The sequence below is a fragment of the Variovorax sp. E3 genome (genome assembly GCF_016082275.1).
In the GTDB taxonomy this organism is placed as follows: Bacteria; Pseudomonadota; Gammaproteobacteria; order Burkholderiales; family Burkholderiaceae_C; genus Variovorax.
Genome location: NZ_MOWM01000073.1, coordinates 22,422 through 34,036, shown reverse-complemented (window position 1 = coordinate 34,036; position 11,615 = coordinate 22,422). Strand labels below are relative to the sequence as shown.

6 protein-coding genes and 1 pseudogene are annotated in these 11,615 nt (G+C 69.0%); 3 read left to right on the top strand and 4 right to left on the bottom strand.

The window, feature by feature from the left end:
- Positions 1-129: 129 nt before the first annotated feature.
- The 3 genes from BMG07_RS23185 to BMG07_RS23175 are packed head-to-tail and all read left to right on the top strand — an operon-like array spanning position 130 to position 1,627.
- Positions 130-519: a hypothetical protein gene (locus tag BMG07_RS23185; protein ID WP_198086511.1), complete on the top strand. Its 390-nt coding sequence runs from the start codon at positions 130-132 to the stop codon at positions 517-519.
- Between the two features lie 11 nt (positions 520-530).
- Positions 531-1,151: a DUF3164 family protein gene (locus BMG07_RS23180; RefSeq protein ID WP_198086510.1), complete on the top strand. Its 621-nt coding sequence runs from the start codon at positions 531-533 to the stop codon at positions 1,149-1,151.
- Complete coding sequence (locus BMG07_RS23175; protein ID WP_269759318.1) at positions 1,148-1,627, top strand: Mor transcription activator family protein; 480 nt, start codon at positions 1,148-1,150, stop codon at positions 1,625-1,627. The genes BMG07_RS23180 and BMG07_RS23175 overlap by 4 nt, the downstream gene beginning before the upstream one ends.
- Before the next feature lie 66 nt (positions 1,628-1,693).
- Here BMG07_RS23175 and BMG07_RS23170 read toward each other — a convergent pair.
- The 4 genes and pseudogenes from BMG07_RS23170 to BMG07_RS23160 form a co-directional block, all read right to left on the bottom strand.
- Positions 1,694-3,053, bottom strand: a pseudogene (locus BMG07_RS23170) (esterase-like activity of phytase family protein).
- A gap of 70 nt (positions 3,054-3,123) precedes the next feature.
- Positions 3,124-5,484 (bottom strand): penicillin-binding protein 1C, encoded by a 2,361-nt coding sequence (gene pbpC / locus BMG07_RS23165; protein ID WP_269759317.1) that lies wholly within the window; start codon positions 5,482-5,484, stop codon positions 3,124-3,126.
- Entirely contained in the window at positions 5,481-6,179 is a 699-nt protein-coding gene (locus BMG07_RS42670; protein WP_269759319.1) for a hypothetical protein, read from the bottom strand. The genes pbpC and BMG07_RS42670 overlap by 4 nt, the downstream gene beginning before the upstream one ends.
- A gap of 932 nt (positions 6,180-7,111) precedes the next feature.
- Positions 7,112-11,494 carry an alpha-2-macroglobulin gene (locus tag BMG07_RS23160; RefSeq protein ID WP_269759316.1) on the bottom strand — a complete coding sequence of 1,461 codons (4,383 nt, stop codon included), beginning with the start codon at positions 11,492-11,494 and terminating at the stop codon, positions 7,112-7,114.
- Positions 11,495-11,615: the final 121 nt, after the last annotated feature.

Here is an 11,615-nt window from a genome sequence, read left to right as displayed (position 1 = left end):
GGTGCTGCGGCTCGACACCAGCGTGTACGAGCCCGCGGCGGCCACGGTCGTGCGGCCCGGCGCGATGGACTTCGCGCGCATTCCGAGCCTGCTGCTCGGCCAGCGCTCGCGCTACTGGGGGACCTCGCGATGAGCACCGCGGCCACGTCTTCCATCAACGCCGCGCAGGTGCTTGCCGAACTGCGCACGCGGCCGGGCCGCGACAACGGCATCCACGTGCGCGACCTCGTCGCGCGCATCACCGGCCAGGCCGGGCCCGCGCCGGCGCTGGAGCGCCGCGTGCGCGAGTTCGTCTCGGCGCTGCGGCTGCAGGGCGAGCAGATCTGCGGCAAGCCCGACACCGGCTATTTCATGGCCCAGAGCGCGGCCGAGCTCGACGAGACCTGCCGCTACCTGCGCAGCCGCGCCGTCTCCGGCCTGCTGATCGAGAGCCGCATGCGCCGCGTCTCCATGCCCGCGCTGCTGGGGCAGCTCACGCTGTCCGACAAGAACACCGCCACCGACACCGTCAACTCCTGAGAGGACACACCATGCAAGAAGCCATCGCACACCACCCCGGTTACTGGAAAGACGCCAACGACGCGCTGATCCCGGTGTCGAAGATCAAGCCGATCGACAAGGACCGCCATGCCGTCGTCAGCGAGCTCTGCGAACAGGCGCGCAGGCAGAGCGCGGCGCTGATCGGCTTCAAGCTGTCGGCCATGAATGCGGTGCACGAGTTCATCGAGCGCAGCCTGGCGGCCTACGACGTGAAGAAGGGCGGCAAGAAGGGCAACGTCACGCTGCTGAGCTTCGACGGCAAGCACAAGGTCGAGCGCCGCATGCAGGACACCGTGGTCTTCGACGAACGCCTTCAGGCCGCCAAGGCGCTGATCGACGAGTGCATCCAGGGCTGGAGCAAGGGCAGCAACGTCAACATCAAGGTGCTGGTGAACGATGCGTTCCAGGTCGACCAGCAGGGCAAGATCAGCACCGCGCGCGTGCTCGGCCTGCGCCGCCACGACATTGCCGACGCGAAGTGGCAGCAGGCCATGAAGGCGATCGGCGACAGCATGAAGATCGCGAGCACCAAGCCCTACATCCGCTTCTACGAGCGCGACGACGCCACGGGCGAGTACACGCCCATCAACCTGGACGTGGCCGCCGTATGAACGCACCCGAATTCATCAGCAGGACGCCGTTTCCCTTGCACGGCATGCCGCCTTCTTCGCCACCTCCGCCGCCGTCCCGCAGCAGCGGCTTGCGCCAGGCCGCCACCGCGCTGGCCAGCGAGCTGCTGCCGCCGCGCCTGCGCGAGTTCGTGCGGCTGATCGGGCTGCCCGCCACCTTGCGGCTGATCGAGCGCTACGGCGGCCTGCGCATCTACATTCCGGCGCACCCGGCGCCGGACCACCCGCTGGCGGGGCTGATCGGCTTCGACAAGCTGCGCGCGCTGAGCGCGGAGTACGCGGTCGACGGCACCGGCCTGCGCTTCGTGCTGCCGAAGGCGCAGCGCGCCTTCGACGCCATCCGCAACGAGCGCATCCGCACGGACTTCAGCACCGGCAAGTCGGTGCGCGCGCTGGCCGCGGAGCACCGCCTGGTCGAGCGGCAGGTGGCGCGCATCGTCGCGGACATCGTGTTCTGATCGCGTTCCGAAAACAAAAAAGCCGGGCCCGCGCGGGCCCGGCTTTCTCGCGTTCGCGAGGCTTGCCTACTTGGCCTGCAGCAGCGCACCCGCTTCGAGCAGCACCAGCTCGTTGTCGTCCGCCTTGTTCGGCTCGCGGCTGCTCGAGAAGCAGGTTGTTGTCGTTGCCGACCACGATGTGCGTGGCGTCCACCACGTCGACGTTCTCGATCGTGAAGAACGGGAACTTCAGCACGCCGTCGTTCAGCGGCTTGCGCGCGAGCTTGTCGGGGTCGGCAATGTTCAGCAGGTCGATGTAGCCGATCTTGCGCACCGGGCCGCCCACGTTGGCGTCGCTCAGCTCGACCTTGTAGACGCGCTTGAACTTGGCGATGTCGTGGAAGCAGTCGGTGCGCTTCTGGCCTTCGGGGCAGGCCTTGTCGCTCGTGCCTTCGCCGTTGTCGCGCTCGATGATCAGGCCCGTGGTGCCGTCGATCATGTTGAAGTCGCCGATGGCGTTGCCGTTGGCTTCGAGCACGTACTTCCAGTGGCGGCCCGTCCACTTCTCGGTGGCCACGTCGAACTCCAGCACGCGCAGCGCCTCCTTGCCCTCGACCTTCTCATAGTCCTTGGCCTCGGCGTTCCACACCGGGCCTTCGAGCAACGCGTAGAGCTTGCTGCCGTCCTTCGACGCGGCCATGCCCTCGAAGCCCTTGGAGCGCTTGATCTGGAAGTCGACCGCGCCGCCCGGTGCGCCCGGCGTGGTCACGGCGGGGTGGTCGGGCGAGCGCACGGCCTTGCCGTCGACCAGCGTGTCGTACACCGCGAGCACCTTGCCCTTGAGGTCGGCCTTGATCAGGAAGGGGCCGAACTCTTCGCCGATCCACAGCGCGCCGCCGGCGAACTGGAAGCTCTCGGGGTCGAAGTCGGAGCCTGTCAGGTAGCGCTGCTTCGTGCCTTCCTGGACGATGCGAAAAGGCACCTTCTTGTCCGGGTCGTGCAGGAAGATGGTGTTCAGGCGGTTGAACTTGCCGCTCTTGAAGTCCACCTTGTAGTGGTTCAGGTAGAGCATGAAGTCGGGCGAGTTGGCCTTGGAGCCGGCGCCGTTGTCGGTGAGGATCCAGAAGCTGCCGTCGTCCATCTTCTTGATGCCCGAGTGGCCTTGCAGCGGCTGGCCCTTGAACGGCAGCGACGCACCGGTGGGGCGGCCGGCCGACAGGCCCTCGACGCTGCCCACCGTTTCCACGCGCTGGGGCGTGGTGAACTTGCCGCTGACCTGCAGGTCGGCCGGCGCGTCCTTGGGCGCGGCGACGAAGCTCAGCGCGGGCAGCACGGCGTGGCCGGCAAGGGTGCTGGGGAAGGCCGTCTGTGCCGAGGCACCGCCGCACGCAAAAGCGGCGGCAAGCGCGACGAAGGACAGACCGCGAAGAGAGGCGAAACGCGTCATGGGCAGGAAAGGTTGCAAGTCGAAAACGCGTGACCTTGCCGGGGCGCCATGACGTCGGCGTGACATCCCTTCAAGGTGCGATGTCGATCGTCACCTCACGCGATTCGGCGCGGCCCTGGTCGTCGACCGCGCGCAGCACGTAGCGCCGGCCCGAGACCGCGAGGTCGGGCATCCAGGTGATGCCTTCGCCGGGCGCGGCGCGGCCGACGAGCGCGTCGTCGGCAAACCAGTACACGGCCTGCGTGCCCGCGGCGGCTTCGGCGCGCAGCACCAGCGGCTCGGGCTTGTTCACGCGCAGCGTGTGGCGCACACCGCGCAGCGGCGAGGTGATGAGCGGCGCGCTCTCGGGCGCGCCGCCGTTCTTCTCGCAGCCGTCGGCCGGCGCGCTCGCACGCGGCAGGCCGGCCTGGCGGAACAGCTTGCGCATGTCGCTGCCCCATTGCTCCACCACCTGCTGGCGCGCGTTCGGGCCCGGGCCGCACACCACCTTGCCGGTGGTCTCGTCGACCCACACCGCGCGGTGCAGGCTGCTGACCTGGATCGGCGACTTGCCCGCGATGAACCACGTCATGGTGCGCACCGGGCACAGCGCGTCGGGCAGGCCGCCGGTCGCGGCGCAGACCTCGACCTGGCGCAGGTCGGCGGGCTGGCGCGACGCCACCTCGCCGGGGTCGAGCCGCTCGGCGCGCAGCGCGTCGACCATGCGCAGGAAGAGCGGCGCGGCGGCATCGACGCCCACCAGCGCGGGGTTGCTGCTGCCGTCGAAGTTGCCGACCCACACCACCAGGACATGGCGGCCGAACACGCCCGCCGTCCACGCATCGCGAAAGCCCCACGAGGTGCCCGTCTTCCACGCGATGGCGGGGCGCGCGGGCAGCGTGGTGTCGGGGCGCGGCGTGTGGCGCAGCATGTCCAGCGTGATGAACGCGGCCTCTTCGCTCAGCAGCCGCAGCGGCTGCGCGGGCCGCTCGTCGGGCGCGGGCTGCGTGTAGCGGATCGGCTGCGAGATGCCGCCGTTGGCCAAGGTGGCGTACATTCCCGCGAGCTCTTCGGGCGTGACCTCGCCGCCGCCCAGCACCAGCGCCAGGCCGTAGTGCGATTCGCTCTGCAGCTTCTGCACGCCGGCCAGCCGCATGAAGTCGTACAGGCCCGGCTTCGAGAGTTTGGCGGCCACGGCCACGGCGGGGATGTTGCGGCTGCGGATCAGCGCGTCCTGCGCGGGCAGGGGGCCGGCGAAGCGGTGGTCGAAGTTCTCGGGCGTGTAGGGGCCGAAGGAGGTGGGCGCGTCCTTCAGCATCGTCTTCGGGTGCAGCAGCCCCTGGTCGAGCGCGAGCGCGTAGATGAAGGGCTTGAGCGTGGAGCCCGGCGAGCGCTTGGCCAGCACGCCGTTGACCTGGCCGGCGATGGCGTCGTCGTGGAAGTCGGCCGAGCCGATCATTGCGCGCACCTGCATGGTCGAGGCGTCGAGCAGCAAGGCGCTCGCGTTGGTCATGCCCACGTCGGCGTGCGTGCGCAGGTACTGGCCCATCACGCGCTCGAGCGTGGCCTGCATGCGCAGGTCGATGGTGCTGTGCACCTCCTGCACGCCGCGCTCCTGCGCGAGCAGCATGTCGGTGGCGTGCGGCGCCAGAAAGGGCAGGCTGCCGCGCGACTGCGCCGAGAGCGCGAGCTGCGCGTCGGGCGCGTGCTGCTTCGCGGTGGGGTCGCGCTCGGCCCACAGCGCCCACAGGCGTTCGCGCGCCGACTGCAGCTCGGCATTGCGGCCGCGCTCGGCGATGCGCTTGACGGGGTTCTGCGGAATCACCGCCAGCGTCAACGCCTCGGGCAAGCTGAGCCGGGCGGCGTCCTTGCGAAAGTAGATGAGGCTCGCGGCCTGCACGCCTTCGATGTTGCCGCCGTAGGGCGCGGTGTTGAGATAGGCCTCGAGGATGTCGTGCTTGCTGAAGCGCGCCTCGAGCCACAGCGCGGCGAAGATCTGCGCGATCTTGCCGGTGGGCGTGCGGCTGTCGATGCGGTAGACGCGGCGCGCGAGCTGCATGGTGAGCGTGGAGCCGCCCTGGCGGCGTTCGCCGCTGGCAATGCGCCATGCGCTGCGCGCGAGCGCGGCGGGGTTGACGCCGGGGTGCGTGTGGAAGCGCCGGTCTTCGTAGAGCAGCACGGCGTCGATCAACGTGGGGGAGATGCGTTCGAGCGGCACCCAGAGGCGGTACTGCTCGTCGCCGGCGAGGGTGAGCCGCAGCAGCTGGCCGCCCTGGGCGTAGACAGCGCGGGAGCTGCCAACGGTTTCGCTGAGCGGGGCATGAGGCCACAGGCGCAGCAGGGCCAGCAGAACGGCGACGAACGCGAAGGCGATCAGCGCTTTCTTGCCCCGGCTCTTGCCCCCTCTCCCGCTGGCGGGAGAGGGACAAGGCAGGGACGGCTGCTTTTTCAATTGCCCGTCACCTGGAAGCGCGCACCCGCCGAGCGCGAGAACACGCGCCGGTCGTACATCGCCTCGCCATACGCCGCCGGCACCACGTAGTCGCCCACGTTGGTCGCGCGCGCCTTGTACGTCACTTCGAGCAGGTCCTTGTTGACCGCGCCGTAGAACACCACGCGGTCTTCGCGGATGTCGGCGTACTGCACCTTCCACGAGCCGCCGCCGCCCAGGCGCTTCTTCCAGATCGGCGCATCGGCGTTGGCATCGTCGTCATCACCCACGGCGTTCAGCACCGGCTCCAGCCCGCCGGGCAGCACGTCGACCAGTGCCACGTCGCTGATGTTCGCGCGCTCCAGGCTGCGCACGCGCACCCGCACCGTGACCTCTTCACCGAGCTTCACCTTGGTGACGGGGTTGCCCTTGGCGTCGAGCACCTCGTGGAAGATCTCCAGGCCCTTGTTCACCGCCGTGGCGGGCACGTTGCGCTCGAAGCCCTGTTCGGCCCAGCTGTAGTAGAGGTTGAAGTCGCTGTCGTTCGACAGCTTGAGCTTGGCGGTGCCGGCCGGCACCGCGGCGCGCGTGATCGGGTTGACCGCGCCCAGCGCGAGCGCGGCGGCCTGGCCTTGCGCGTTGACGGCGCTGGCCGTGAGCTTGCCTTCCACGTTCTGCCCCACGGCCTCGAAGTACGCGTCCACCGCCAGCAGCATCGACGCCGACGACAGGCTGTTGTACCAGCCGTCGCGCACCATCGCGCCCATGCCTTCCCACACGGCGGGCTTCAGCGTCTTCAGGCGCGAGGGGAAGTGGCGGCCCACCAGGTGCAAGGTCATGCTGTCGTGCACCAGCGGGTCGTAGTACGCGCCCCAGACGTTGCGGCGCTGCTTCTTCTCGCTGCGCGCGAGCAGGTCGGACCACACCGGGTTCAGCAGCTCGTTGGCCACCTGCTCCTGCTTCACGAGCTGGTAGCTCGCGGCCAGGTACACGGCGCCCAGGTCGTCGCTCCAGCCTTGCGTCTGCTTGCCGCGCCAGGCTTCGCGCAGGTTAGCCAGCGCGGCCGGCACGATGATGCCCTGGCGCGTCAGCAGGTAGGCCGCCTGCGTGCGCTGGCGCCAGCCGTCCAGCGAGGTGTCGCCGCTGCCGAGCCAGCCCTGCAGGTAGGTGTTGGCCTTCTGCAGCAGGTCTTGCGGCACCGGCAGCTTGTGGTCCTTGGCCTCGACCAGCAGTTGCACCGCGTAGAGCGTGGCGAAGGCATCGGTGCCCGCGCCAGGCCACAGCGAGAAGCCGCCGTCGGCCGTCTGCCGCGCGCGCAGCTGCACGAGGTAGCGCTCGAAGGTCTTGCGCGCCTCGGGCATCGGGCCCTGCTCGGCGGTGCGCCCGCGCGCCATTTCCTTCACCAGCTCCGGGCGGCCCGACAGCAGCACGGCCGGGAAGGTCTGGCTCGTGATCTGCTCGGTGCAGCCGTGCGGGTAGGCCTCCAGGTACTGCATGAGGCCGGTGGCAAAGGCCCACGGCGCGGCCGACACGGCCACGTCGCTCTGGCGGAAGTTCGGGTACAGGTCGGCCTGGCTGCCCAGCTCTCCCGCGCGCTGGAAGCTGCCGGCCTGCACCAGCGTGACGAAGGGCGACGCGGGCCGCACGCTCACTTCGGTGGCAAGGCGCGCGCTGAAGTTCTTGTGCGTCGACGTGAACACCAGCGCGGAAGAACCCAGCACCGCCTGCTCGCCCGGCTTGGCGCGCACGTTGAATTTGGTGCTGGCCTCGCCGCGCTCGTTGACCTTGAGCGTTTGCGTGGCGTCGCCCACCACCTCGAGCCCGCCGGACGCGGTGAGCGTGAGCGCAATGGGCGCCTCCTTGCCCGAACCCGCGATGTTGTTCGCCAGGCCCACGCCCACTTCGACCGTGTCGCCGGGCGCATCGCGAGCGGCGCGTTGGGCAGGATCACCATGTCGCCGCGCACCACGGTGCGGGTGCTCTTGGCGGCGGTGGTCTCGTCGTTCACGGCCACGGCCATCACGCGCAGGCTGCCGTTGAAGCTCTCGGGCACGGTGTAGCTGAACTCGCGGCTGCCGTTCACGTCGACCAGGCCCGACCAGTAGGCCACCGGCTTGTCGCGCTTGCGCTTGAACGGGTTCAGGTGCTTGCCGAGTTCGCCTTCGCCGTCGCCCCCGGGCGCGGCGCCCTGCATGAGCTTCTTGAACTCCGGCAGGATCAGGTCGAGCGTCTGCAGGGTGCCGACCTCGAGCGCGCGCTTCTGGAAGAAGTGCTTCAGCGGGTCGGGCGTCTTGTAGCGCGCCACCTGCAGGATGCCCTCGTCCACCGCGAACACCACGGCGCGCGTGGGCTTGTCGCTGGTGAGCTTCATCTTCACGGTCTGGCCGGGCTTCACCAATTCGCTGCTGGTGAGCTGCAGGTTGGCCGTGCGCTTGGTCAGCGCGGTGGCGAAGGGCACGATGCCGTAGGACAGCGGGCTCATGTAGACCTCGTCCGACGACGGGTCGCGCACGAAGTGCACGTTGATGTAGCCCGTGCCCTCGAAGTCCTTGGGCAGCACGATCTTCTGCACCGAGGCGGTCTTGTCGGTCTTGAACCACGCATGCGCGTAGACCTTGTCGCGCTCGATGGTGATGAGGCCCGCACCCACGTACGGCGCGCGGATGCTCACGGCAATTTCCTGGCCCGGCTCGTAGTCCTTGCGGTCGAGCGTGAGCTGCAGCTCGGCGTTGCGGTCCAGCGAACGCGACACGTTGGCGTTGCCCGCCACGCTGTACTCCACGCGGTTGAGCTCCAGCCCGTCGACGTTGCGCACCACGTAGGCGAAGTTGCCCGGCGTGCCGGTGTCCAGCGCCACGGTGTTGCCCGCGGCCGCGATGGCAAAGGGCTTCTCGTCGAGCACGATCTCCTTGCGGCGCGACTCGTAGCGGTACAGGCCGTTGTCCTGCTTGATGAGCACCGACAGCACCTTGCGCTCCACGCGCTGCAGTTTCAGGTCGGCCACGGCCGTCTTCTTCGCCTGCGGGTCGATGGCGATCACGGTGGCGTTGCGCGCAGCGCTCTTGCTCACGTAGCTGGTGTCGCCGTCGACCTTCACGCCCACGAGGTAGGGCATGTCGCTGACCAGCGTCTGCGCCTCGGCCGACACACTGCGCCCGCCCTCGGGCTCGAAGGCCTTGGCCAGCACGTGCACCTGGTAGGTGGCGGCGTCGAAGCGCGACAGGCGCAGGTCGAACTCGGCCTTGCCTTCGGCGCTGGTCTGCACGCTGCCCAGGTCGTCGACCTGTTTCTCGGCGGCGCGCTGCGGGTCGAAGAAGGCGTAGTCGGTGAACGCGCGGAACACCGGGAAGCCGGGGCTCAGGGTGAGCGTGCCCTCGACCTTGCGGTCGGGCGCGGGCGTGCCGAAGAGGTTCTGCACGTCGATGAGCGCCTTCAGGTCCTTGGGCTTGACCCAGCCCTCGGCGATCTCGCTGCTGAGCTTGGCCGTGACCTTGGTGCGGTCGGGCAGGAACTCCTGCACCTTCACCGTGGTGCTGCCGATCAGCAGGCCCTCGACCTCGGGCGCGCCAGGCGACGACTCGCGCGGCAGGTAGAGGTTGACGGTGTAGTTGCCGGTGGGCGAGCTGTCCTGCGTGGTGTGGGCGATTTCCGCGGCGCCGCCGGGGCCGAGCTTGAGCTTTTCGCGGCGCACGCTGAGGCCGCGCGCGTCGATGATCTCGGCCTCCAGCGGCAGGTCGCGCAGCGACGTGGCCCAGTTGCCGGCCTTGACCATCATCGCGATGTGCATGGTGTCGCCGGGGCGGTAGATGCCGCGGTCGCTGAACACATAGGCCGTCATCTGGTTCGGCACGCCGGCCGCGCGCAGGCCGCCGACGTCGAAGCGCGAGATGTCGAGCGTGCGGTCCGTGCGGTTGAAGGGCAGGAAGCTCAGGTCGCCGTCCTTGCGCACCACCAGCACCACGGGTGCCTTCTCGCGCTGGAAGCCCGCCAGGTTGGGCAGCTTCGCGGCGCCGGTGGCGTCGGTGGCCTGCGAAGCGACGATCATGCCGTTGCGGCCCCACACCTCGACCAGCGCACCGGCCACGGGCTGGCCGCTGGCGATGCTCTGCACGAACACGTCGCGCGTGCCGTCGAGCGACTTCTTGGCGACGATGCCCAGGTCGGTGACGAGCACCAGGCGCTGGTCCTTCTGGTCGGCGGGGTTGCCGCTTTCGGAATTGCCTTCCTGGTCGGATTCGGACTGGCCCTGTTGTTCTTCTTCGGACTGCGCCTGCTCGGCGTCGCCCTCGGGCACCTTCTCTTTCTTGGCCGCGGGGTCGTAACCCTGCACCTTGAGCAGGAACACACCGCGCCGGTCGGCCACGTCGCTGCGCAGGTACTCGGCGAAGTCGACGGTTTCGTAGTGCGCCTTGCCGGCGGGAATGCTGAGCGGGATCTCCTTCTGGAAGCGGTCGACCAGGTTGTCCGACTGCAGGCCGCCGTAGAACTGCGGGTGCGCGAAGTCGCCGTTGGTCTGCGTCACCAGGTGCTGCAGCTGCTGCGGCAGCAGGCGGCCGATTTCCAGGCGGATGCCGGGCAGGTCGCGCACGAGGATCGGCAGCTTGCGTTCGCCCGACAGCGCGAGCAGCGAGCCCTGGCTCATGATGGTGAGTTCGGGCGCGAAGGTCTTGAGCAGCACCACGTCTTGCCGCGAGGCGCCGAGCTGGTAGCCACCGGGCGTCTTCAGGCCCTTGGCCACGCGCACCAGCAGGTAGCGGCCGCCCTCGGCCTGGGGCATGCGGAAGCTGACGAGTTCGGTCACTTCGCGTTCGCTGGCAATGGGCTGCAGGTTGATCTTCCTGGCGCGGCGCAGCACGGCGTCGGTGATCTTCGCGGCGTTGGCGGACCAGTCGAACTTCTCGTCGGCGTCGCCCTTGGCTTCTTCGGTGGCGGGCAGCAGCCAGGCCTGCACCACGCGCGCCATTTCGCGCTCGTGCACCGGCATCGAGGCGGTGACGTGCATCACGTGCTCGGGCTCGCCGTTCTCACCGGTGACGATGGTGGGCTCGACGCTGGCAATGGCCAGGCTGAAGAGGCCGGGGATGTCGACCGCGCGCGAGATGTCGCCGCGCTGCGCCGGGCCGCCCTTCTGCGCGACGGTGCCGGCCGTGAGGCTGAGCACCACGGGGCGCGTCTTCTCGGGAACGGGCAGGGGCTCGGACTGCAGCGTGGCGTTCAGGCGCAGCTTGTCGTAGCTCACGGTGAACTTCTCGCTGGCGCACTTGCCCACGCTGAAGAACGAGCTGCTGCAGGCCTGGTCGTAGGTCAGCACCAGGCGCTTTTCGAACTCGGCCGTGTTGACGGGGTGCGAGAAGCGCACCTGGAAGAGGGCGCGGCGCACGTTGGCCTGCACGGGATCTTGATAGAACTCGGCGCCGGCGATCTGGGCGGTGAATTCGGGGGAGGTGAACTCGTACTTGCGCAGTTCCATCTCGATGTGCGGCGCGAGCGCGTTGCGGGCGAGTTGCACCTTGTAGGGCTGGCCGATGGGCCAGTCTTGCGTGGGCTGGAATTCGAGCCGGTCCTGCTTGATCCACGTCCAGTGGCCGGCGATGGCGGGCTCGATGGTGATGCCGGTCGCTTCCTTGCCGATGCGCTCGATGGGCGCGACGGAGGCGGAAAAACCCATGACGAAGGGGTTGGGCCCCTTGTCGAACTCGATCTGCGTGCGCTGCGGCGGCGCGATCTTGGCCGTGGCCACGACGGGTTCGACGCGGTCGGGCGTGAGGCCGTGCCACCACTTCATGATCTGCGGGCTGGCAAGCCACGCGCCCGCCAGGAGCAGCAGGAGCAGCAACAGCCAGGCGAGCCGCTGCTGCAGCCACTGCAGGCCGAGCAGCACGAAGGCGCCCGCGATGCGCAGCCACCCCGGGGGTCGCCAGGAACCGATGAGCCCACGGGCCAGTGGACGCAGGAAGCCGAGCACGCGGCCCAGTCCTGAGAAGAGCACGTCGCTCAGCGACGCGAGTTTTCGATTGGCGACTTGAAGCATGGAAGCTCCCCCGATGTCTTTTGTTGGCGCCTGGCAGTTTGCTGGCGCTCTGTGAAGGGATGGCGCTGTGTGTGAAGTCTTCGTGAAAAGTGCACAGGAGGCATTCGCAGGGTGCGCGCCG

What these genes read in the sequence shown, in the direction of transcription:
- BMG07_RS23185 (WP_198086511.1), top strand. Translation starts at nt 130, where the DNA reads ATGAGCACCGCGGCCACGTCTTCCATCAACGCCGCGCAGGTGCTTGCC.
- BMG07_RS23175 (WP_269759318.1), top strand. Translation starts at nt 1,148, where the DNA reads ATGAACGCACCCGAATTCATCAGCAGGACGCCGTTTCCCTTGCACGGC.
- BMG07_RS42670 (WP_269759319.1), bottom strand. Translation starts at nt 6,179, where the DNA reads ATGCTGCTGGCGGTGGACGCGTACTTCGAGGCCGTGGGGCAGAACGTG.
- BMG07_RS23180 (WP_198086510.1), top strand. Translation starts at nt 531, where the DNA reads ATGCAAGAAGCCATCGCACACCACCCCGGTTACTGGAAAGACGCCAAC.
- BMG07_RS23160 (WP_269759316.1), bottom strand. Translation starts at nt 11,494, where the DNA reads ATGCTTCAAGTCGCCAATCGAAAACTCGCGTCGCTGAGCGACGTGCTC.